Consider the following 23,425-nt stretch of genomic DNA (forward strand, 5'->3'; position numbering starts at 1 on the left):
CAAAACCGTGGCTTCGCCCGGCTTATGTGGCCGGCGCCACTTTTCGCGTGACGCTCAGCGCTTCGCGGCGGAAGGTATGCGCGACATGGTGGTAGAACGGATGCGGGCAGAACTGGCGCGCGAGGAAGGAAGCCAGCAGCGAAGCGGCCAGCAGGAAGAGCGTGAGATCCTGCGAGCGCGTCATCTCCATCACGATCACGCTGGCCGTGATGGGTGCCTGGGTGGCGGCGGCCAGGAAGGCCGCCATCGACACCAACGCCAGCACGCGGGGCTCGGTCATGCCGCCGAAGATGTGGCCGACCCACTGCGCCACATTAGCGCCGATGCCGGAGCCGATCGCCAGCGAGGGCGTAAAGATGCCGCCGGGAATGCCCGCGAAATACGACACCACGGTGGCCACCAGCTTGGCGATGCCGAACCACAGCGTGCTGTGCGGCTCGCCGTTGATCAGCCCGGCGGCCTGCTCGTAGCCGGTACCGAAGGTCGCGCCGCCGGTGGACCAGCCAATCACCGCCGCCACCAGGCCGCACAGGAATGCCACCAGCACCGGATGCTCCACCGGCCAGCCGCGCAGCCGTGCCGGCAGCAGCGCCGGCACGCCGCCGATCAGCAGTTTGGCGAACAGGCCGCCGAGCACCCCATTGACCAGCGCGCACAGCAGTACCGGGCCCCAGGCGTCGTGCAGCGCAAGGATCGGCGTCTTGACGATGAAATACGGGTTGTTGCCCAGGATCGCCAGCGACAGGAAGCCGGCGGTCAGCACGCCCGAGAGCACCAGCCGGTCCCAGCGCACGGCGGTGCCGCGGCCAAGTTCCTCAATGGCGAATACCACGCCGGCCAGCGGCGTATTGAAGGCCGCGGCCAGGCCGCCGGCGGCGCCGGCGGCGATCAGTGCATTGGGGTGGAAGCCGATGCGGAACTGCAGGCGCTCTTGGCACCAGCGGCCCCAGGCCAGCATGGCGGCGGCGCCCACCTGCACCGAGGGGCCCTCCCGCCCGATCGACGCGCCCGCCAGCAAGCCGCCCGTCGTCAGCAGCACTTTCCACATCGACTGGCGGAACGACACCAGCACGGTCTGCGCCGGCCCGGAGGGCGGCAGGTTGACCGCCGCGATCACTTGCGGAATACCGCTGCCGCGCGCCTGCGGCGCCAGCCGGATGGTGAGCCAGCGCAGCGCGGCCAGCCCGAATGGCAGCAGCACGAAGGTCAGCCACGGCGTACCGGCGGTCAGCTGGTAATTCCAGCGCAGCGCCACTTCGGCAATCCACGCGAATATCAGCGAGAACAGCGCCACGCAACCAGCGCCGCACATGAAGACGGCGTAGCGCAGGGTGGTTCGGGAGATGCGCCACATCTGGCGCGATTTGCGGCCGGCGGCAAGGCGGGCGCGGCGGCGCAGGGCGTGCAGGCGATCGGTTTCGGCGCTGGGATCGCGCAGGGGACCGGCAAGGGGCTCTTGGTGCGGATCAGGCTCTGAGTCGTTCATGGCGCGGCGGGCGTGGGCAAGAGAACGCCGTGACTGGCCCGAAGGCCGAATGCATCACGGCGCGACAGAACTATACGCCGATCGCCGCCAGCCGGCCGGCGCGCGCCATGGCGCTGCGCCACGGCTGCCGCCGCTCGCCTGGCGCGCCTGCGCTCAGTCCAGGCTGATGTTGTTGGCGCGGATGACCTTGCCCCAATGCGCGCGGTCCGCTTCGATATAGCGATCGATCTCGGCCTGGGTGCGCGGTTGCTGGATCACCAGCCCCAGTGCGCTGAAGGTGGCGCGGAACTGCGGGTCCTTGAGCACATGCGCGGCCGCGGCCTGCAGCTTTGCCACGGCCTCGGGCGGGGTCTGTGCCGGCACGGCGAGGCCGAACCAGGTGGCGGCCTGGAAGTTGGGATAGCCGCTCTCCGCCACGGTCGGTACATTGGGCAGCACCTCCAGCCGGGTGCGGCCGGTCACCGCCAGCGCGCGCAACTTGCCGCCCTTGATGTGCGGCAGCGAGGTACTGACCACGTCCACCATCAGCTGCACGTCATTGGCGAGCAGCGCCGACAGCGCCGGCGCGCTGCCGTTGTATGGAACGTGAGTGACCGAGATGCCGAGTTCGGTCTTGAGCATTTCGGTGGCCAGCTGCAGCGCGTTGCCGAGCCCGACCGAGGCGTAGTTGAGCTTGCCGCCGCTGGCCTTGGCATACGCCGCGAACTCGCGGATATTGGTGGCCGGCACCTGGTTGTTGGTCACCACCACCAGCGGCACCTCGGCGCCGATGCTGAAGATCTTGAAATCGCGCGGCGGATCGTAGGCGATCTTCTTGTAGAGCATCGGGTTCAGCACCATGCTGCCATTGGTGGCCAGCACCATGGTGTAGCCATCTGCCGGCGCGCGCGCCACGCTCTGCGTGCCGATCATGGTGGCGGCGCCGGGACGGTTCTCCACCACCACCGTCTGTTTCAGCTCGCGGCTCATGCCGTCAGCCAGCCCGCGCCCGAACTGGTCGGTAGAGCCGCCCGGCGTATAGGGCACCACCAGCTTGATGGGACGGTCGGGATAGGCGGCCACGGCCAGTTGCGCACAGGCCAGGATGGCGACGCCGGCGCAGGCGCGCCATCCGGTTTTCCAGCTTTGCATGGCTAGTCTCCTTGGTTCTTCTGATGTTCTCGGTCTTGCCGGTATGTCCGGGCTGCGCCGCGCTCAAACCCGCCGCGCGCGCCCTTCCCAGTATTTGTCGCGCAGGCGGCGCTTGGCCAGCTTGCCGGTATCGTCGCGCGGCAGTTGCGCTTCCACCACGATGGTGCGCGGCACCTTGAAGCCTGAGAGGCGCTGGCGCAGCCATTCGATGATCGCGCCCTCCTCCAGCATGGCGCCCTGCACCGGCTGCACCATGGCCAGCAGGCGTTCGCCATACTCGTCGTCGGGCACGCCGAACACCACGCAATCGGCCACGCCGGGGTAGCGCACCAGTTCGTGCTCGATCTCGGCCGGGTAGATGTTCACGCCGCCGGAAATCACCATGTCGGAGGCGCGGTCGCAGATGAACAGATAGCCATCGGCGTCGAGATAACCCATGTCGCCCAGGCTCACCAGGCCACCGCGGTCGATGGCGCGGCGGGCTTCGTCATTGTTGCGGTAGGTGAAATCGGGGTAAGCCGGCTGCCGCACATAGACCAGCCCGATCTCGCCGGGCGCGCAGGCCTTGCCCTGCTCGTCGAGGATGCGCACTTCGCCATCGTCGACCGGACGGCCGGCGGTGCCGGGCTTGGCCATCGCGTCGACCGGCGTGGCCACGGTGATCATGCCGGCCTCGCTCGACGCGTACGTTTCATGGATGACCGGACCGAACCAGTCGATCATGGCGCGCTTGACCTCGGGCGCGCACGGCGCGCCGGTCGACGCGACGAAGCGCAGCGAGGAGAGGTCGTAGCGCGCACGCACCTCCGGCGGCACCTTGAGCATGCGCACATACATGATGGGCACCAGGTAGAGCACGTCGATGCGGTGCTTCTCCACCAGCGCCAGCACCTGCTCCGGATCGAAGCGCGCGCACAGCACCAGGCGCTCGCCGAGCTGCAGCGCATTCTGGATGAATACGCCCGGCGCGCTGTGGTACAGCGGCGCGGCCATCAGCGCGCGGGTGCCTTCCACGATGCCCATGGTCTGCGCCACCACCGAGCGCATGCGCGCGAGTTGCGTTTCCAGCGTGGCCAGCGGCACCGCGGCGCGCAGCACGCCCTTGGGGCGGCCGGTGGTGCCGGAGGTGTAGGCCATGTGGCCGCGCGGCGCCACGCGCGGGCCGGCGTACGGCGCCTGCGCATCGAGCCAGCTTTCATAGTCGGTGGCGCCTGCCGCGCTGTCCTTGCCCGGCACCGCGACCGCCAGTACCTGCACGCCCTCGGGCACCGCCGCGCGCACGCCGTCCAGCAGATCGGCATGGACGATCAGCGCCCTGGCGCCACTGTCGGCCATCAGGAAGCGGATTTCCTCGACGGTGAAGTGCCAGTTGATGGGGCAGTAATAGACGCCGGCCGTACGACAGGCGTGGACGATATCGGCAAAGACCGGATCGTTGCGCAGCAGCACCGCGACCACGTCGCCTTCGTTGAGCCCAAGCGCGCGCAAGCCGCCAGCCAGGCGCGTGCCCCGCTCAAGCAGGTCGGCGGCGGCAAGGCGGGTATCTTCGAACCAGAGGTCGGCGGCCATTATTCGTTGTCTCCAGATTGGTCGGGTGTCGGGGAAGGCGTGGGTGCATTCACCGTGCGCGCGGCGCGGTCGGCGGCGTTCCTGGCGGAGATGCGTTCGCGCGCGGCCTGCCATTCGGCATCGCCCCAGCCCAGGTATTGCTTGAAGTAAGCGCCGTTGGCGAGCCAGTCTCCGCCATCCAGCGCAATGGTCTGTCCGTTGATCCACGAGTTGTCGCGGGCCAGCAGGAAGGCGGCGAGGTTGCCGATGTCCTGCGGCTGGCCGATGCGACCGGTGGGGTTCTGGCCGCTCAGCTGGTCTTGCTGCGAATCCTGCGGGCGCAGTCGCGAGCCCGCGCCTTCGGTGGGGATCACGCCCGGCGCGATGGCGTTGCAGCGGATGCCGTGGCGGCCCCACTCCACGGCCAGCGACTTGGTCATGGCGTCCACGCCGGCCTTGGACATGGCCGACGGCACCACGAAGGGCGAGCCGGTCCAGACCCAGGTCACCACGATGGAGAGCACCGAACCGGGATGGCCGTCGCGGATCCAGCGCTTGCCCACCGCTTGCGTCATGTAGAAGGTGCCGCGGAAGACGATGTCGGAGATGGCGTGAAAGCCATTGGGCGAGAGGTCCTCGGTGCGGCTGATGAAGTTGCCGGCGGCGTTGTTGACCAGGCAGTCGAGCGGGCCGTGTTGGGTCCAGATGGTCTCGATCATGGCGTCGACGGCGGCGGCATCGCGGATGTCCACCGCGTGGGTCACGACCTTGACGCCGTGCTGCTGCCGCAACGACCCGGCGGCCTCGTCCAGCACCGGCAGCCGGCGCCCGCACAGGTGAAGCTCCGCGCCCAGCCCGGCCAGGCGCTCGGCCATGATCAGACCCAGCCCGGTACCGCCGCCGGTGATCAGCACACGCTGGCCAGCGAAAAGATCGTTCTTGAACATGGTGTCTCCTGCTTGTTGTTCGCGTCGTTGGCGTCGTTGCGCCCGCCTGGCCCCGCTCCCGGCAATCCGGCAGGGAACGGACACTGTAGTCCTGACGCCCGGCATCGACAATTCCCCTGCGGCGACTCACAATGTTGCGCCATACGCGACAATACTCCTGGGAATCCCGGATGGACCTCAACCTCATCCAGGCCTTCGTCGACATCGTCGAGGCCGGCAACTTGTCCGAAGCGGGACGGCGGCGCGGCGTCACGCGCTCGCAGGTCAGCCGCCAGCTGCGCGAACTGGAACACCAGGCCGGCGCGCAGTTGCTGCGCCGTACCACGCGCCGGCTGGAGTTGACCGAGCCTGGGCGCTCGCTGTACCAGCACGGCCTGCGCATCCTGCAGGAAGTGGCCTCGGCCCAGGCGGAGATCGACAGCCTGGGCACCACCCTGCGCGGCCACGTGCGCCTGAGCGTGCCGACCGGTCTGGGCGACACCTTCCTGGCCCCGCTGCTGCTGGAGTTCACCGGCCAGCATCCAGGCATCTCCCTGCGCGTATTCTTTGCCAACCGCGTGGTGGACCTGATCGCCGCCGAGATCGACGTGGCGCTCAAGGTCACCTCGCAGCCGCCGCTGGACCATGTGGCGCGCGACATCTGCGCGATCGACTGGCAGCTCTGCGCGTCGCCCGCCTACCTGGCGCGCAACGGGCCGCTACACGCCCCGGCCGACCTGGCGTGGTGTCAGTTCCTGTGCCCGCCCTACCCCGCGCGGCGCTTCGTCCTCACGCTCGACCGCGGCGAGCAGCGCGAGCAGGTGGAACTGATCCCGCACCTGCAGTCCGAACATTTCCCCTTTCTGATGCGCGCGGTGCGCGACGGCCATGGCGTGGGCCTGCTGCCGGTCTATGCCGGCTGGGACGATGTGCGCGAGGGCCGGCTGGTGCCTGTGCTGACCGACTGGAAGCCGGAGGGCCTGGGCAGCCGGCTCTACATCATCACCACGCCCAACCTGCATCCATCGATGGCCACGCGCGCGCTGATCGATTTCCTGCGCGCGCGGATTCCGGCCCTGGATGTATTCAGCGATGCGATGCGCCAGACACTTTGCTGATCCCCCTGGTCTTTTCGTGTGGCCCCGGCGCCCCGCGATGCAAAGCGAGCCCCCCAAGCGATGTGAAGCGAGCCGTCAAGGTGTACCAGGCCGTATGGGGCGCCTTTTTTGCCTACTTTTTTGGCAAGACAAAAAAGTAGGTCGCCCCCCGCAGGGGGTGAAACCGCCTTTGACTTTAAGCCTTTGACTTTGATTTTGCAGGCAAGCAGTTGTAGCCATCCACCAGCCCCTAAAGACAAACCGCTCCGAACATCGCACAGAGTTATCCCCCACACCCAAGCAAACTTTCAAATTGCAAGTTAAGATGCGCGGAACGCCCTGGCTTGCAAATCGAAAGTAAACGCCGAGGGCCAACCGCTAGTCAGATGGAGAGGACCATGGGCCACACCGACTTTGCCAGCATGCCATGCCCCATCGCCCGCTCGATGTCGGTGCTAGGCGAGCGCTGGGCCATCCTCCTGCTACGCGAAGCGTTCTACGGCAGCACCCGCTTCGACGAATTCCAGCGCCACCTGGGCATTGCACCCAACATCCTCAGCGCGCGCCTGAAAAGCCTGGTCGAGCACGGCATGCTGGAACGCCTGCCTGCCCCCGACAGCGCGCGGCACGTCTACCACCTCACCGAGAAGAGCCGCGACTTCTTTCCCGCCTTTGTCGCCCTGAAGGCCTGGGCCGACCGCTGGATGAACGATGCGTCCGGCCCGCACACCGTGCTGCAGGACAAGCGCACCGGCGCCGCGATTGCCGCGCCGGCACTGGCACGCGCGGACGGCAGCCCGCTGACGCTGGACGACCTGCGCGTAGTGCCCGGCCCGGCCGCCAGCGGCGCCCTGCGGCGGCGCCTTGCCCGCGAAGGCGATCCAGCCGTACCGGCCAAGCGCGAAACGACGGATGAAACGGAGTCCAGCCATGAATGAACCCCAAGCCAATCCGCTGGCGGCAGCCACGCTGGCGTCCGTGACTACTACCGCCCCCACGCAACCGTTGATGCGCGAACTCTTGCGCCGCATTCTCGTACTGGCCGCACCCACCAGCCTGATCGCGTTCCTGCAGGCGGGCGCACAACTGATCGAAACCTGGCTGGCGGCGCGCCAGGGCACGGCGGCACTGGCGGGCTGGGCAGTCGTGCTGCCCTTCGCCCTGCTGCTGCAACAGATGTCAACCGGCGCCATGGGCGGCGGCGTGGTATCCGCCATCGCCCGCGCGCTCGGCGCGGGCAAGCGCGAGGAGGCTTCCTCCCTGGTGTTGCATGCGCTCATCATCGCCATCACGGCGGGGCTGGTGTTCGCCGTGGCGATGGCGGGCTTCCCCCGCGGCATCCTGGGCGCGGTGGCCGGGCAAACGGCTGCCGACGCGGCCGCCACCTATGCGATCTGGCTGTTCGGCGCCGGCGCGGTGCCAGCGTGGCTGGCCAACACGCTGGCTTCCGTGCTGCGCGGCGGTGGCCGCCATGCACTGGCGGCGCGCGTGCTGTCGCTGATGTGGATCGCCTTCCCTATCCTGGCCTGGGCGCTGGCCGAGCCGGCCGGCATGGGGCTGGCCGGCATCGGCGCCGCACTCGCGGCAGTGTCGTGGGTGGCGGCGCTGGCCATGGCCTGGGTAGTGCTGCGCGGCGGCGCCGGCTTTGTGCCAATGCTGCGGATACGTCCATCGCGCGCGCTGTTCGTGCGCATCCTGTCGGTAGGGCTGGTGGCCTGCGCCCTGGCATCGGTGGCTAACCTGACCACCATCCTGGTGACGGCGGAATTGCGTCATTACGGTACGGCCGCCGTGGCTGCCTACGGCATCTCCGCGCGGCTCGAATTCCTGATGATTCCACTGGCTTTCGGCGTGGGCTCGGCCCTGACCGCGCTGGTGGGCGGCGCCGTGGGCGCCGGCGACTGGGTGACCGCGCGCCGTACCGCCTGGGCCGGCGCGTTGCTGGCGCTGGCGGTAGCCGGGGCGGTGGGTGCGGCGGTGGGCCTGGCGCCGGAGGCCTTTGCCGGGCTCTTCACCAAGGACGCCGAAGTCGCCGGCATCGCCGCACGCGCGCTGTCCTGGGTCGCCCCGGCCTTTGGTGGCTTCGGCCTGGGCATGGCACTGTACTTTGCCTCGATGGGCGCGGGCCGCATGGGCTGGCCGATGGGGGCCGGCGTGGCCCGCATCGCCCTGGCCGCCGGTGGCGGCTGGGTGCTGGCTAACATGGCCGGCATGGGTCTGGACGGGCACTTCCTGGGCGTGGCGCTGGGCATCAGCGCCTACGGCGTGGTGACCGCGCTGGGCGTGCGCGATGCCAACTGGTCCGCACGCTAGGGCTAGCTAGGCGAATTGCGCGAATCGCGCGCATCGCCTCAGCGCTGCACCACACGCGCGTCGCCGCCCATCCCGGCGTCCCTGACCTCGGCCGGCACCGCCGGCCATCCGCCGCCCAGCGACTTGTACAAGGCCGCCGCGCCATTGAGCACGTCGACCTGGCCCTGGATCGCAGCAAGCTGGGTGTCGAACAGCTTCTCCTGCGCGTTGGTGACTTCGAGATAGCTGGAGTAGCCACTCTCGTAGCGCGCGCCGGCCTGGTCGGCGTACACCGTCAGGCTGCGCTCCTGATTCTGCAGGCTGCCCAGCCGGTTGCGCGTTTCCAGCCCGTTGGCCAGCGCGGTGTTCACATCGGCCAGCGCCGCCAGCACACTGCTCTGGTAGGCCAGCATGGCCTGCTCGCGCTGTGCGCCGGCAGTCTGCACCTGGCCGCGGATGGCGCCGCCCTGGAAGATGGGCTGCGTCAGCCCGGCAGACATGCCCCACACCTGCGAGGCGCTGTGCCACAGCGCGCCCGGCGAGGCCGCGATTGCGCCAAACAGGCCCGACAAGTTCACGGCCGGCAGGTAGAGCGCTTCGGCAGCACCCAGCAGCGCGTTGGCCGCCACCGCATTCTGCTCGGCCTGCAGCACGTCCGGGCGGCGCGCCAGCAGGGCTGCCGGCAGGTCGGCGCCAACCGGCGGCACCTGCAATTGCGCGATGGACTTGCCGCGCTCGATCGGCCCGGCCTCGCGCCCGAGCAGCACCGACAGCGCGTTCTCCGTCTGTGCAATGGACGCGCGCAGCGGCGGGATCGATGCCTCGGTGGCGTAGTAGTCGTTCTCGGCCTGCGCCAGCTCAAGCTGCGAGACCACGCCGCCCGCGTAGCGCATGCGGAAGATATCCAGCGCGCGGCTGCGGGAGTCCAGGGTCTGGCGGGCAACATCCAGCTGCGCGTCAAGCCCGCGCAGGCTGGCATAGCCCTGCACCACCGAGGCGGCCAGCGCCAGCACCACGCCACGCCGCGCATATTCCGCGTTCCACAGGTCGGCTTCGGCGGCTTCCGCCTGGCGGCGGATACGGCCCCACAGGTCGATTTCCCAGCTTGCGTTGGCCAGCAGCTGGTAGCTGTTGCCTGGCCGCTCCAGCGATGCGAACGGCGTGCCGTTGAAGGTGCCGGCGCGCTGGCGCGTGGCCGATGCCGACAGCCCGACTTGCGGGAACAGGCCGGAGCGCGCCACCAGCAACTGCCCGCGGAACGCGTCGATGCGCGCGGCGGCGATGCGTACGTCGTAGTTGTTGCGCAGCGCGGCGTCGACCAGTGCGTTCAACACCGGATCGCCGAAGCTGTCCCACCAGGCGCTGTCCGCGGCCACGGTCAGCGCGCCGGTATCGAGGCGGTACTGCGGCGGCTGCGCGACGTCCGGACGGCGATAGTCCGGCCCGAGCGCGCAGGCGCCCAGCGCCATCGCGCATGCGGCCAGGAGCAGGCGGCGCGCGCTCACGATGCCTCTCCCGCCGCGGCTTCGGACTGCACAGCCGGGGCCGGCGCGCCTTTGCGGCTGGCCCATTTGTCGGCGGCCGTGCCGATCAGGTAGGAGAACAGCGGCACGAACACCAGCGCCAGCGTGGTCGCGGCAATCATGCCGCCGATGATGCCGGTGCCGATCGAGTGCCGGGCGTTGGAGCCCGCACCGCTGGCGATAAACAGCGGCACCGCGCCCAGGATAAAGGCCAGCGACGTCATCACGATTGGCCGCAGCCGCAGCTTGGCCGCCTCCACCGCGGCGTCGGCGTGCGACATGCCCTCCTTCTGCTTCATCACCGCGAACTCCACGATCAGGATGGCGTTCTTCGCCGCCAGCCCGATCAGCGTGACCATGCCGATCTGGAAATACACGTCATTGGACAAGCCACGCATCAGGATGGCGAGCAGCGCGCCGAACAGGCCAAACGGCACCGCACTCAGGATTGAGAGCGGCAACGACCACGACTCGTACTGCGCGGCCAGGATCAGGAACACCATCACGATGCCGAACACAAACACGATGGTGGTGGTGTTGCCCGACTTCTTCGCCTCGAACGCCTCGCCGCTCCAGCCGTAGGCGTAGCCCACCGGCAACGCTTCCTTCGCCACCGCCTCCATCGCCGCCAGCGCCTGGCCCGAGCTGTAGCCAGGCGCAGCATCGCCGGTGATCTTGGCCGCCGGGAAGTTATTGAAGCGCGACAGCAGGTCGGGGCCGCTGCTGTAGGTGGTCTTGAGCAGGCCGGACACCGGCGCCATCGCCCCGCTTTGCTGGCGTACGTAGAGGAACTGCAGGTCGTTCGGATTGGCGCGGTACTGCGGCTCGGCCTGCAGGATCACCTGCCAGACCCGGCTGTATTGCGAGAACTGGCTGATGTAGAGCGAGCCGAATTGCGTCTGCAGCGTGCCATAGACATCGGCAATGGGCACACCCATGGTCTCCGCCTTCTCCTTGTCCACTTCCACCCGCATCTGACGCGAGGCGGCCTGGATGGTGCTGTTGAGGTGGCCCAGCTCCGGATGGCTGGCGGCGGCCTTGATAAAGGCGCGCGTAGTCGCCTCCAGCTCCGCGGTGGTGCCAGTGCCGCGGCTTTGCAGCCAGAACTCGAAGCCGCCCTGCGAGCCCAGTCCGGGGATCGACGGCGGATTGACCGGGATGATGATGGCTTCGGGAATGGCGCGCAGCTTCGGCGTGATCGACTGCAACATGCCCGGCACCAGCAGGTCGGGCTTGTTGCGCTCGCCGAACGGCTTCATGGCGACGAAGACCGTGCCGGCATTGGTCTTGTACTGGCTGTCGATAAAACTGTAGCCGGACAGCGCGGAGGCGTCCTGCACCGCGGGGTGCTCGCGGAACATGGCCGCCACCTGCGAGGTGATTTTCTCGGTACGGTCCAGGCTGGCGGAATCCGGCATCATCACCGCCACCAGCACATAGCCCTGGTCCTCGGATGGCACGAAGGCGGTGGGAATCCGGTTGAACAACTGCCACACCGCCAGCAGCATCAGGCCGAAGCAAAGCATCGCCACGACCGAGCGCCGCATGAACACGCGCACCCAGCCGCCATAGTGATGCACCAGCCGGTCGAAGCGCTTGTTGAACCAGACAAAGCCGCGCCACGGCTCGTGATGGCCCGGCTTGAGGATCAGCGCGGCCAGCGCCGGCGACAAGGTCAGCGCGACGAAGCCCGAGATCACCACCGACACCACGATGGTCAGCGCGAACTGCCGGTACAACTGCCCGGTGGTGCCCGAGACGAAGGCCACCGGGATAAACACGGCCGAGAGCACCAGCACGATGGCGATCACCGGGCCGGTCACTTCCTTCATCGCGCGCAGCGTGGCGTCCTTTGGCGACAGGTGGAACTCCGCCATATTGCGCTCGACGTTTTCCACCACCACGATGGCGTCGTCGACCACGATGCCGATCGCCAGCACCAGCGCGAACAAGGTCAGCAGGTTGATCGAGAAACCCAGCGCCAGCAGCCCGGCAAAGGTGCCGAGGATCGAGACGAACACGGCCAGCACCGGGATGATGGTGGCGCGCACGTTCTGCAGGAAGATAAACACCACCAGCACCACCAGGATCACCGCCTCGATCAGGGTGTGCACCACCTCGTCGATGGATGCGCGCACGAATTCGGTGGTGTCGAGCGCCACCTTGTAGCTCACACCCTTCGGGAACGTCTTGGACATCTCGTCCAGCGCCTTCTGCACGTCCTTGGCCACCTGCAGCGCGTTGGAGCCGGGCTGCTGGTACACGGCGATGATGGTGGCCGGCTTGCCGTTGAGCGCAGAGCGCAGCGTGTACTGCTGCTGGCCGATCTCGGCGCGGCCCACGTCGCGCAGGCGCACCACCGCGGCGCCGGTATTGTCTGCGCGCAGGATGATGTTCTCGAACTGCTCCGGCGTGGTCAGGCGCCCCGGCGTGACCAGCGGGAAAGTCAGTTCCACCGGCTTGCTGTTGGGCGCCTGCCCCACGCTGCCGGCGCCGAACTGTTCATTCTGGCTCTGCACCGCGCGTTGCACGTCCTGCGCGGTGATGCCCAGCGCCGCCATGCGGTCAGGCTTGAGCCAGATCCGCATGGCAAGGTCGGCCGAACCCATGATCTGCGCCTGGTTGGCGCCGTTGACGCGCTTGATGGCGTCGAGCACATAGAGGTTGGCGTAGTTGTTGATGTACTGCTGGTCGAAGCTGCCATCGGGCGAATACACGCCGATCAGCAGCAGGAAGCTGGAGGAGCGCTTCTGCACATTGATGCCGGTCTTCTGCACGGTGTCGGGCAGCTGCGGCAGCGCCAGGTTGACGCGGTTCTGCACCTGCACCTGCGCGGTGTCGGGATCGGTGCCGATGTCGAAATACACGTTGAGCGTCATCGACCCGGTGGGTGACGACGTCGACTGCATGTAGATCATGTTGTCGGCGCCGTTGACCTGGGTCTCGATGGGCGCCGCGACGGTCTGTGCCACGGTGTCGGAATCCGCGCCGGCATAAGTGGCGCTGACCGTGACCTGCGGCGGGGTGATGTCGGGGTACTGGGCGATCGGCAGGGCGAACATCGAGACCAGGCCGCCGATCACGATGATTAGCGACAGTACCGCCGCAAAGATGGGCCGCTGGACGCAGAAGGCGGAGAGCATGGCGGTCTCCGTATCAGGAGGACTTGGCCACGGGGCTGGCCTCACCCCCGGCTGGCGCGGACTGGGCCGACGGGGCGGAAGCCGGCACGCTGCCCACCCCCACGGCGGCCGGCGGCGCTTCGCCGGTGATCTTGACGGGCGCGCCCGGCGCAAGCTTGCTCGCGCCGTCCACCACCACCGTCTCGCCGGGCCCCAGGCCCTGGGCGATGCGCCACATCGAGCCGGAGAGGTCACCCACGGTCACCGGCCGGGGAGCGGCCTTGCCGTCCTTGTCCACCACGAAGACCAGGTCGCCCTTGGGCCCGTGGACCACGGCGCGCTGGGGCACCACGATGGCACCGGGTCGCGTGGCACCGCTCACCAGCACCCGCACGAACTGGCCGGGGCGCAGTGTGCCCTCGGGGTTGGGCATCTCCGCGCGTACCAGGTACGTACCGGTCTGCTGGTTGTAAGTGGCATCGGCAAAGGTAATGCGGCCCTTGCGGGGAAACTCGCTGCCGTCGGCAAGCACCACGGTGACCGCGTAGTGCTGGTCGGGAGGCGGCACCATCTGCTTGCTGGCCTGCTGGGCGCGGAATTCGAGAGTCTGGGGTTCGGAGACACTGAAATTGATGCGCATCGGCGTCAGCGTGGACACCGTGGTCAGCAGGCTGTTGGTCGTGCTCACGTAGGCGCCCTCCGGCAGCACGGCGGAACTGGACACGCCATCCACCGGCGAGCGCACATAGGTGTAGGACAGGTTGAGCTGCTGCTCCTCGACCTGTGCGCGGGCCTGTTCCACCCCGGCCGCGGCGGCGTGATAGTTGCCGGTGGCATCGTCGAGGTCTTTCGCCGACAGCGCGTTGCGCTCCGCCAGCGGCTTGACCCGTGCCAGGTTGGCGCGCGCCACCTCCAGCCGGGCGCGCTCTTGCGCCAGTTGCGCCTTGGCTGCGTCGAGCTGGGCCTGGAAGGGCTTGTGGTCGATTTCGAACAACAACTGGCCGGCCTTGACCATGGCACCTTCCACATAGGCCCGCTTCACCAGGAAGCCGGACACCCGGCCGCGGATGTCGACCGCCTGGTCGCTCTGGGTCTGGCCCACGAACTCGAAGGTGACAGGCAGATCCTGCGCCACGGTCTTGACGACCTGCACCGGTACCTCCTGCTGCGCCGCAGGCGGCGCTTCCTGCTTGCCGCAGGCGGCCAGCGCCCACGCTGCCACCACCGGCAGCAATGCCGTCCACCGCCGACCCGTCCGCTTCATTTCCAACCCTCCCGCATTCGCCTGGCCGGCCGGCGGCTGCCGTACGGACGCAATTAGCCCGGCAAGTTAAGCGCAGGAGCGAAAAGCGCACAATTCAATCTTTTTTGCGGCGTGTTAAGTACTTTAGAGAGCACCGTGAAACCGCCCGCCCCCCGTGGGGTGCGGCTTTCAATACTTGTCAGGGTACGCATCTTGCGTTGGCCGGAAGGCGCTGTGCCCAAAACCGTGCCGGCCTCTTGAATGTGCCCGCCGGCAGCCTCAACTAGCCACGTCATGCATCGCGCGGCAAAAGCGCCGCCGGCCAGACACGCGGGTACGGCTGCGAGCACGCAGGCTGCGAAACACTGGCTCTTCGCCTGCGGTTACACCTGCGCCATCGCGCCGGAATGATGTAAAACAAAACAGGACGCCACAAATTTCCGTGCGCCCGCTCTCCTGGAGGCGGCATGCCCCCTCGCACCACCGTTTTCGTCGCGGCCATCGTGGTCGGCCTGTTGCACGGCTACATCGGCCTGCGCCTGTTACCCGACCTGCCCGTGGCGTTCGCCGTCAAGGCACTTGCCGTGGCGTGGCTGGCGCTGTCCTGGCCGCTGATCCCCGCCGGCCTGCTCGCGCGGCGCCTGGACCAGCCATGGTGCGACGCGCTCACCTGGGTAGGCATGCTGGCGATGGGGTTCTTTTCCTCTCTGCTGGTGCTGACGCTGGCGCGCGACATTGTGCTGCTGGCGGGCGCCGTCACTGGCTGGCACCCGGCCTGGCTGCTGTCGCGCACCGCTGCCGCGGTACCGGTGCTGGCGCTGCTGGTTACCGCGCTGGGGCTGTTCAATGCGCGGCGGCTGGCGCAGGTGGTGGAGGTGGAAGTGCCGATCGCCGGCCTGCCCGACTCGCTGCACGATTTCACCATCGTGCAGATCAGCGATATCCATGTTGGCCCCACCATCAAGCGCGCCTATCTGGAACGCATCGTCGCGCGCGTCAACGAGTTGCAGCCGGACGCCATCGCCATCACCGGCGACCTGGTCGACGGCACGGTACGCGAGCTGGCGCCGCACACGGCGCCGCTGGGCGACCTGAAGGCGCGCCACGGCACGTTCTTCGTCACCGGCAACCACGAGTACTACGCCGGCGCCGAGCCGTGGATCATCGAACTGCGCAGGCTGGGCCTGCAGGTGCTGATGAACGAGCACGTGGTGATCGGGCAGGATGAAGACGCACTGGTGCTGGCCGGCGTGACCGATTATTCCGCCCACCGCTTCGACGAAAGCCATCGCAGCGACCCGGCGCGCGCGCTGGACGGCGCGCCATCTGTCGTCGCCGCGCGTGTCCTGCTGGCGCACCAGCCGCGCACCGCGCCCGCCGCTTCCAACGCTGGCTTCGACCTGCAGCTTTCCGGACATACGCATGGCGGCCAGTTCTGGCCGTGGAACCTGTTTGTGCCGATGCAGCAGCCCTATACCGCCGGGCTGAACCGGCATGAGGCAATGTGGGTGTATGTGAGCAGGGGCACCGGCTATTGGGGGCCACCCAAGCGCTTTGGCGCGCCGTCGGAGATTACGAAGCTGAAGCTGGTGCCCAAGCCAGCGCCGCCGCTCAATGCGGATGTGGCGTAATACGCGGACACGCAAAAAGCAAAGGGCCCCGCGCGAGCGGGGCCCTTGTCCGTTGGCGGCCCGTAACCGGATGCCGCCAGGATGATCGTGCTTATCGCGCGATAGGCTTGTAGCGGATACGCTTCGGCTTGGCGCCCTCTTCACCCAGGCGGCGCTTCTTGTCCGCCTCGTATTCCTGGTAGTTGCCAGGGAAGAACTCCACGTGCGACTCGCCTTCGAATGCCAGGATGTGGGTGGCGATCCGGTCCAGGAACCAGCGATCGTGCGAGATCACCATCACGCAGCCCGCAAACTCCAGCAGCGCGTCTTCCAGCGCGCGCAGCGTTTCCACGTCCAGGTCATTGGACGGTTCATCGAGCAGCAGCACATTGCCGCCGGAGATCAGCGTCTTGGCCAGGTGCAGACGCCCGCGCTCGCCGCCCGAGAGCGTGCCCACGTGCTTCTGCTGGTCCGAGCCCTTGAAGTTGAAGCGGCCGATATAGGCACGCGACGGCGTTTCGTAGCGGCCCACGGTCAGCACGTCGGCGCCGCCTGAGATCTCCTCGAACACGGTCTTGCTGCCGTCGAGCGCATCGCGGCTCTGGTCCACGTAGGCCATCTTCACGGTCGGGCCCACCTTGATCTCGCCGCTGTCCGGCGTTTCCTTGCCGGTGAGCATGCGGAAGAAGGTCGACTTGCCGGCGCCGTTCGGGCCGATGATGCCGACGATGGCGCCAGGCGGCACCTTGAAGCTGAGGTCATCGATCAGCAGGCGGTCGCCATAGGCCTTGCTCACACCGTTGAATTCGATCACCTCGTTGCCCAGGCGCTCACCCGCGGGGATGAAGATTTCCTGGGTTTCGTTGCGCTTCTGGTATTCCTGGCTGTTCAGTTCGTCGAAGCGCGCCAGACGCGCCTTGGACTTGGCCTGGCGCCCCTTCGGGTTCTGCCGCACCCATTCCAGTTCCTTGTGCAGCGCCTTCTGGCGGGCCGACTCGCTAGACTCTTCCTGTTTCAGGCGGGTTTCCTTCTGGTCCAGCCAGGAGCTGTAATTGCCCTTCCAGGGGATGCCGTGGCCGCGGTCCAGTTCCAGGATCCATTCGGCCGCGTTGTCCAGGAAGTAGCGATCGTGGGTCACAGCCACCACGGTACCGGGGAAGCGCGTGAGGAACTGCTCCAGCCACTCCACCGATTCCGCATCCAGGTGGTTGGTGGGTTCGTCTAGCAGCAGCATGTCGGGGCGCGACAGCAGCAGGCGGCACAGCGCCACGCGGCGCTTCTCGCCGCCGGACAGGTTGCCCACCTTGGCGTCCCAGGGCGGCAGGCGCAGCGCGTCGGCTGCGATTTCCAGCTGCAGTTCGGCGTTGTTGCCGTCGCTGGCCGCGAGGATCGCTTCGTACTTGGCCTGGTCCGCCGCCAGCGCGTCGAAGTCGGCGTCCGGTTCCGCATAGGCCGCGTAGATCTCATCGAGCTTCTGGCGTGCCTCGAACACGCCGCCCAGCGCGGCTTCCACCGATTCGCGCACCGTCTGTTCGGGATCGAGCTGCGGTTCCTGCGGCAGGTAGCCGATGTTCAGGTTGGGCATGGGCGTGGCCTCGCCCTCGATCTCCTTGTCGATGCCCGCCATGATCTTCAGCACGGTCGACTTGCCCGAGCCGTTCAGGCCCAGCACGCCGATCTTGGCGCCCGGGAAGAAGGACAGCGAGATGTCCTTGAGAATGTGACGCTTGGGCGGAACGATCTTGYCCACGCGGTTCATGGTGAAAACGTACTGTGCCATGCGAATCCGAGTGAATTGGGGGAGGTGAAATGGGGGAATCGGCCAAGTGTAGCAAAGCCGGTCCGGCCGCGGCCCGTCAGGACGCTTTCCCGGCGCGCAAGTTGCCGGCCGGGCGCCTGCGCGCGCGGGTCAGGCTGGACGTCAGCCGGCGGTAGGCGATATCCATGTGCCGCTGTATCAGCGCGCGCGCCAGCTCGGGATCCTTGCCGCGCAGCGCCGCCAGCACGGCGCGGTGCTCCGTGATCGCCCGCGCCCATACCTCGGGCGTTTCGAAGTGGCTGTCCAACTGATCGAACAGCGGGCCCAGGCGCAGGTCGAAGAGCCGCCGCACCACGCCCACCAGCACGCTGTTGCCGGTGGCCTCGGCCACGCGCACGTGGAACAGGCGGTCGGCATCGAGCGGCGTGAGGCCCGCGGCGGCATCGGCGGCCATCTGCGCGATCGCCTCCTCGATGGCGTCGAACTGGGCCTTGCGCCCGCTTCTTGCCGCCAGCGCGGCAACCTCGCCTTCCACCAGCGCGCGGGCGCGGATCAGTTCGAGCGGTCCCTCCTCGCCGGACAGGTCGAAGCCCGCATCGGCGTGCGAAGGTGGTTCGCACACATAGATGCCCGAGCCCATCCGCACTTCGATATAGCCCTCGACCTCGAGCGCGATCAATGCCTCGCGCAGCGACGGCCGGCTCACGCCGAGCTGCACCGACAGATCCCGCTCCGCCGGCAGGCGCGAGCCCACCGGAAACTCGCCGGCCAGGATCAACCCGCGCAACTGGTTGCTGATCTGGCGGTAAAGGCGCTGTGGCTCGATCGATTGGATAGGCATGGACAAGCAGCCCCGAGTGGCCAGCACAGATCTCCAGTGCGCGAATCGTGCGCTGGCGGTTGCGGTGTTTCGCAGTCCCGCGCCGCCGGCTCGCGGCGCGAGATTGGTTTGACCAGTTGTCCAGTCCGCTGAAGTCTAGGCAGCGCGCTGTTCAATGTCCAGGCGCAACGCGAATGCACTGCAGCATCGGCAACGGCACCGCGCGCGGCGGTAGAGACGGCAGTAGAGACCCCTAATTGGTAATACCAGTTTACCTGTCGATAGTCCTGAACTAGACTCCGCTCACTCGGCATGCGCGCGGCAAGGCAGTGGCGGTCGCAGGCATCCGGATCTGCATCGCACAAGAAAGCGGGCATCAGCACACGTGGCGCGAAAGCGCTGGACGTCGCTACGCGGCCCCCGCAGAACGCAGGAGACCCGAGTGAACGACGAAAAACCGCCGAAGCCCCCGGTGCACCCCGTGCGCCGCAGCCAGGCCTGGTTCGGCCGGCTTGACCGCGATGGCTTCATCTACCGCTCGTGGCTGAAAAACCGCGGCATTCCCCACGATCAGTTCGACGGCCGCCCGGTCATCGGCATCTGCAACACGTATTCCGAACTCACCCCCTGCAACTCGCATTTCCGCACGCTGGCCGAACAGGTCAAGATCGGCGTATGGGAAGCGGGCGGCTTTCCGCTCGAATTCCCGGTGATGTCGCTGGGCGAGACCATGCTGCGCCCGACCGCGATGCTGTTCCGCAACCTGGCCAGCATGGACGTGGAGGAATCGATTCGCGGCAATCCGATCGATGGCGTGGTGCTGCTGATGGGCTGCGACAAGACCACGCCGGCGCTGATGATGGGCGCGGCGTCCTGCGACCTGCCCACCATCGGCGTCTCCGGCGGCCCGATGCTGAGCGGCAAGTTTCGCGGCGGCGAGCTGGGCTCCGGCACCGATGTCTGGAAGATGTCGGAAGCGGTGCGGGCCGGACAGATGTCGCAGGAGGATTTCTTCGAAGCCGAAAGCTGCATGCACCGCTCGCATGGCCACTGCATGACCATGGGCACCGCGTCGACCATGGCCAGCATGGTGGAAGCACTCGGCATGAGCCTGCCCGGCAACGCCGCGATTCCGGCGGTGGACGGCCGCCGCAATGTGCTGGCGCGCGCCTCGGGGCGCCGCATCGTGGAGATGGTCAAGGACAACCTGGTGATGTCGCGGATCCTCACCCGGCCTGCCTTCGAGAACGCCATCCGCGTCAACGCGGCGATCGGCGGCTCGACCAACGCGGTGATCCACCTGCTTGCCATCGCCGGCCGCATCGGCGTCAAGCTGAGCCTGGAAGACTGGGACGCATTGGGTCACGAGCTGCCCTGCCTGCTCGACCTGCAGCCCTCCGGGCGCCACCTGATGGAAGACTTCTATTACGCCGGCGGTCTGCCGGCGGTAATCCGCGAACTGGGCGCGGTGCTGGCGCGCGACGCGCTGACCGTCAACGGCAAGACGCTGTGGGACAACTGCAAGGACGCGCCMAACTGGAACCGCGAAGTCATCCACGCCTTCGACGCGCCCTTCAAGGCGAACGCGGGCATTGCCGTGCTGCGCGGCAACCTGTGCCCCGACGGCGCGGTGATCAAGCCCTCCGCCGCCACCCCGGCGCTGCTCAGGCACACGGGCCGCGCGGTGGTGTTCGAGAACAGCGAGCATATGCACCAGCGCCTCGACGACGAATCGCTCGATGTGGACGAAACCTGCGTGCTGGTGCTCAAGAACTGCGGCCCGCGCGGCTACCCCGGCATGGCCGAGGCCGGCAACATGCCGCTGCCGCCCAAGGTGCTGCGCAAGGGCATCACGGACATGGTCCGCGTCTCGGATGCGCGCATGAGCGGCACTGCCTACGGCACAGTGGTGCTGCACGTGGCGCCCGAGGCCGCGGCCGGGGGCCCGCTCGCGCTGGTGCGCGACGGCGACATGGTGGAGCTGGATGTACCCGCGCGCAAGCTGCACCTGCATGTCGGCGACGAGGAATTGCAGCGCCGCCGCGCAGCGTGGCAAGCGCCTGCGCTGCCGATGGAACGCGGCTGGACCCGGCTCTATGTCGAGCACGTGCAACAAGCCAACCTGGGCGCCGACATGGATTTCCTGGTGGGCAAGAGCGGCGCCGCCGTACCCAAGGACAACCACTGAGACGCGTTGTCGCAACGCGGCTTTCCGCAGCTTTGCATTCGCGACGAACGGCCGCTCCCGGCATGAACGGCCAACGGAGACACCACGCATGGCATCGGTTCAGATTCGCGGCATCCAGAAGTACTTCGGCAGCACGCAGGTCATCCGCGGCGTGGACATCGACATCGCCGACGGCGAGTTCACCGTGCTGGTGGGACCATCCGGCTGCGGCAAATCCACGCTGTTGCGCATGATTGCCGGGCTGGAGGAAATCACCACCGGCGAGATCGCCATCGGCGGCCGGGTGGTCAATCGCCTGCCGCCAAAGGAGCGCGACATCGCCATGGTGTTCCAGAACTATGCGCTCTACCCGCATATGACGGTCTACGACAACATGGCTTTCTCGCTCAAGCTCGCCAAGGGGGATAAGGACGAGATCAGGCAGAAGGTGGACAAGGCTTCCGCCATTCTCGGCCTGGGCAGTTTGCTGGATCGCTACCCGCGCCAGCTTTCGGGCGGCCAGCGGCAGCGGGTGGCGATGGGACGCGCCATCGTGCGCGATCCGCAAGTGTTCCTCTTCGACGAGCCGCTCTCCAACCTCGACGCCAAGCTGCGCGTGCAGATGCGCGCGGAGATCAAGGAGCTGCACCAGCGCCTGCGCACCACCTCGGTCTACGTCACGCATGACCAGATCGAAGCCATGACCATGGGCGACCAGATCGTGGTGATGCGCGACGGCCGCGTGGAGCAGCGCGGCAAGCCGCTGGACCTCTACGACCATCCCGACAATCTCTTCGTGGCCGGTTTCATCGGCTCGCCCGCGATGAACTTCGTGCCCGGCGTGCTGCGCCGCCAGGGCGGCGATACGGTTGTCGAGTTTCCCGATGGCACGCGCCTGCCGCCCCCCACGCGCTTCGACGCCGGCGCCGGGACCGACGGCCAGCGCGTGATCTATGGCGTGCGGCCCGAGCACCTGAGCCTGGACGCGACCGGCCAAGGCCTGCGCAACCGCGTGTCGGTAGTCGAGCCTACCGGCGCCAACACCGAGATCTATTCGCGCTTCTGCGAAACGGACTTCATCTCGATATTCCGCGAGCGCCATGACTTCGCCGCGGGCGACATCCTGAACCTCGTGCCCGACCACCAGCACACCCACCTGTTCGATGCCGACACGGGCCAGTCGCTGCTGCGGCACGGCACGCCGGATGCGCAGGGTGATCCGGGAAACAGGCATGACCAGCACGGGGCGGAACCCCTGACCACGGAGGAGACAAAACGATGAGCGCACCGACCAACTTCACGAGACGCGATTTCCTGGCATCCACGGCTGCCGTCGCCGCCACCACGGCGCTGGGCGGCCATGCCTTCGCCGCGCCCGCCCCGCTGCTGTACAAACCGGAAGCGGGCGCCAAGCTGCGGGTGCTGCGCTGGAAGCGCTTCGTGCAGGGCGACGAAGACTTGTGGAACGCCAACACCAGGAAGTTCTCCGAACTCACCGGGATCGAGGTGCGGGTCGACAACGAAGGCTGGGAAGACGTGCGCCCCAAGGCCGCCGTGGCGGCCAGCGTTGGTAGCGGGCCGGACATCATCGTCGGCTGGTTCGACGACCCGCAACAGTATCCCGACAAGCTCGTCGACATGTCGGACCTGGCCACCTACCTCGGCGGCAAATACGGCGGCTGGTACGACGTGTGCCGCAAATACGGCACGCACAACGGCAAGTGGATCGGCCTGCCGCTGGGCGTGGTGGGCAACGCGCTGGTCTATCGCGAGAGCCATGTCAAGGCAGCGGGCTTTGAGACCATCCCCAAGGACCTCGCCGGCTTCCTCAAACTGTGCCAGGGGCTCAAGGCCAAGAACACGCCCTGCGGCTTCGCGCTGGGCAAGGCGGTCGGCGACGGCAACAACTGGGCGCACTGGCTGCTTTGGTCGCATGGCGGCATGCTGGTCGATACCAAGGGCAAGGTCGTGGTCAACTCGCCCGAGACCTGGGCCGCGCTGGAGTATGCCAAGCAACTCTATGCCACCTTCGTGCCCGGCACGCTGTCCTGGCAGGACCCGTCGAACAACAAGGCCTTCCTGGACGGCCAGGTCAGCCTGACCGCCAACGGCATCTCGGTCTACTACGCGGCCAAGAATTCGAAGGAGCCCAAGCTGCAGGAGATGGCGCGGGACATCCAGCACGCGCACTTCCCGATCGGCACGTCCGGCAAACCCACCGAACTGATGCAGATCACGCAAATGATGCTGTTCCGATATTCCAAGTTCCCGAACGCGGCCAAGGCCTACCTGCAATTCATGATGGAACCGGAGCAGTACAACCCATGGATGGAAGCCGCCATCGGCTACGTCAGCCAGCCGCTCAAGGCCTACGAGGCCAACCCGATCTGGACGGCCGATCCCAAGCACACCGTCTATCGCGACTCCGCCGCGCTGATGCTCGACAACGGCCACGCCGGCCCGCTGGGCACCGCTTCGGCCGCGTCCATGGCTGACTACATCGTGCTCGACATGGTGGCCGAGGCGGCCAGCGGTTCCAAGACGCCGAAGGAGGCGGCGGCGCGCGCGGCGCAGCGTGCCGAGCGCTACTACAAGGCGTGATGTCGCCAACGCCCGAAGCAGGGAAGGCGCGGCGGCACACCGCCGCGCCGCCGTTCTGAAGATCCGGTCCGGCGTTTCCAGCGCCGGACCGGCAGCCGCC

General features: G+C 67.6%; 17 protein-coding genes. 8 read left to right on the forward strand and 9 right to left on the reverse strand.

Features of this window, described 5'->3' with window-relative positions:
- Positions 1-22: 22 nt before the first annotated feature.
- Positions 23-1,486, reverse strand: a complete 1,464-nt coding sequence (locus AC1DT6_RS06595) for a chloride channel protein (protein ID WP_441628949.1) — start codon at positions 1,484-1,486, stop codon at positions 23-25.
- A 29-nt stretch (positions 1,487-1,515) separates the two neighbouring features.
- On the opposite strand from AC1DT6_RS06595, the gene AC1DT6_RS06600 reads away from it, so the two are divergent.
- Entirely contained in the window at positions 1,516-1,653 is a 138-nt protein-coding gene (locus tag AC1DT6_RS06600; RefSeq protein ID WP_441628947.1) for a hypothetical protein, read from the forward strand.
- Here the strand turns inward: AC1DT6_RS06600 and AC1DT6_RS06605 are convergent.
- The 3 genes from AC1DT6_RS06605 to AC1DT6_RS06615 all read right to left on the reverse strand — a co-directional run bounded on the left by AC1DT6_RS06605 (position 1,640) and on the right by AC1DT6_RS06615 (position 5,112).
- Positions 1,640-2,617, reverse strand: a complete 978-nt coding sequence (locus AC1DT6_RS06605) for a Bug family tripartite tricarboxylate transporter substrate binding protein (RefSeq protein ID WP_441628945.1) — start codon at positions 2,615-2,617, stop codon at positions 1,640-1,642. The genes AC1DT6_RS06600 and AC1DT6_RS06605 overlap by 14 nt on opposite strands.
- Positions 2,618-2,680: 63 nt before the next feature.
- Positions 2,681-4,186: an acyl-CoA synthetase gene (locus AC1DT6_RS06610; protein ID WP_441628943.1), complete on the reverse strand. Its 1,506-nt coding sequence runs from the start codon at positions 4,184-4,186 to the stop codon at positions 2,681-2,683.
- The gene (locus AC1DT6_RS06615; protein WP_441628941.1) at positions 4,186-5,112 is read right to left on the reverse strand and encodes an SDR family oxidoreductase; all 927 of its coding nucleotides are present in this window, start codon (positions 5,110-5,112) and stop codon (positions 4,186-4,188) included. Before AC1DT6_RS06615 ends, AC1DT6_RS06610 begins: the two co-directional genes overlap by 1 nt.
- 170 nt (positions 5,113-5,282) lie before the next feature.
- Between AC1DT6_RS06615 and AC1DT6_RS06620 the strand changes: the two genes are divergently transcribed.
- The 3 genes from AC1DT6_RS06620 to AC1DT6_RS06630 all read left to right on the forward strand — a co-directional run bounded on the left by AC1DT6_RS06620 (position 5,283) and on the right by AC1DT6_RS06630 (position 8,501).
- Positions 5,283-6,209 (forward strand): LysR family transcriptional regulator, encoded by a 927-nt coding sequence (locus tag AC1DT6_RS06620; RefSeq protein ID WP_441628939.1) that lies wholly within the window; start codon positions 5,283-5,285, stop codon positions 6,207-6,209.
- A gap of 377 nt (positions 6,210-6,586) precedes the next feature.
- Complete coding sequence (locus tag AC1DT6_RS06625; protein WP_441628937.1) at positions 6,587-7,126, forward strand: winged helix-turn-helix transcriptional regulator; 540 nt, start codon at positions 6,587-6,589, stop codon at positions 7,124-7,126.
- Between the two features lie 70 nt (positions 7,127-7,196).
- Entirely contained in the window at positions 7,197-8,501 is a 1,305-nt protein-coding gene (locus tag AC1DT6_RS06630; RefSeq protein WP_441628971.1) for an MATE family efflux transporter, read from the forward strand.
- 38 nt (positions 8,502-8,539) lie between these two features.
- Here AC1DT6_RS06630 and AC1DT6_RS06635 read toward each other — a convergent pair whose 3' ends face one another.
- The 3 genes from AC1DT6_RS06635 to AC1DT6_RS06645 are packed head-to-tail and all read right to left on the reverse strand — an operon-like array spanning position 8,540 to position 14,389.
- Complete coding sequence (locus tag AC1DT6_RS06635; protein ID WP_441628935.1) at positions 8,540-9,985, reverse strand: efflux transporter outer membrane subunit; 1,446 nt, start codon at positions 9,983-9,985, stop codon at positions 8,540-8,542.
- Entirely contained in the window at positions 9,982-13,146 is a 3,165-nt protein-coding gene (locus AC1DT6_RS06640) for an efflux RND transporter permease subunit (protein ID WP_441628933.1), read from the reverse strand. The genes AC1DT6_RS06635 and AC1DT6_RS06640 overlap by 4 nt, the downstream gene beginning before the upstream one ends.
- Positions 13,147-13,159: 13 nt before the next feature.
- Complete coding sequence (locus tag AC1DT6_RS06645) at positions 13,160-14,389, reverse strand: efflux RND transporter periplasmic adaptor subunit (protein ID WP_441628931.1); 1,230 nt, start codon at positions 14,387-14,389, stop codon at positions 13,160-13,162.
- 446 nt (positions 14,390-14,835) lie between these two features.
- On the opposite strand from AC1DT6_RS06645, the gene AC1DT6_RS06650 reads away from it, so the two are divergent.
- Complete coding sequence (locus AC1DT6_RS06650) at positions 14,836-15,999, forward strand: metallophosphoesterase (protein ID WP_441628929.1); 1,164 nt, start codon at positions 14,836-14,838, stop codon at positions 15,997-15,999.
- A 91-nt stretch (positions 16,000-16,090) separates the two neighbouring features.
- On the opposite strand, the gene ettA is transcribed toward AC1DT6_RS06650, so the two are convergent.
- A complete protein-coding gene (gene ettA / locus AC1DT6_RS06655) occupies positions 16,091-17,758 on the reverse strand; it encodes an energy-dependent translational throttle protein EttA (protein ID WP_477114567.1) in 1,668 nt (555 codons plus the stop codon).
- Positions 17,759-17,834: 76 nt separating this feature from the next.
- Positions 17,835-18,578, reverse strand: a complete 744-nt coding sequence (locus AC1DT6_RS06660) for a FadR/GntR family transcriptional regulator (protein ID WP_441628925.1) — start codon at positions 18,576-18,578, stop codon at positions 17,835-17,837.
- 421 nt (positions 18,579-18,999) lie between these two features.
- Between AC1DT6_RS06660 and AC1DT6_RS06665 the strand changes: the two genes are divergently transcribed.
- From AC1DT6_RS06665 to AC1DT6_RS06675, 3 genes are all read left to right on the forward strand, one after another.
- A complete protein-coding gene (locus tag AC1DT6_RS06665; protein ID WP_441628922.1) occupies positions 19,000-20,745 on the forward strand; it encodes an IlvD/Edd family dehydratase in 1,746 nt (581 codons plus the stop codon).
- An 88-nt stretch (positions 20,746-20,833) separates the two neighbouring features.
- Positions 20,834-22,006, forward strand: coding sequence for an ABC transporter ATP-binding protein (locus tag AC1DT6_RS06670; protein WP_441628919.1), 1,173 nt, complete (start codon positions 20,834-20,836; stop codon positions 22,004-22,006).
- Positions 22,003-23,325, forward strand: a complete 1,323-nt coding sequence (locus AC1DT6_RS06675) for an ABC transporter substrate-binding protein (protein WP_441628917.1) — start codon at positions 22,003-22,005, stop codon at positions 23,323-23,325. The genes AC1DT6_RS06670 and AC1DT6_RS06675 overlap by 4 nt, the downstream gene beginning before the upstream one ends.
- Positions 23,326-23,425 lie beyond the last annotated feature (100 nt).

The organism is Cupriavidus sp. 01L45 (assembly GCF_056399885.1).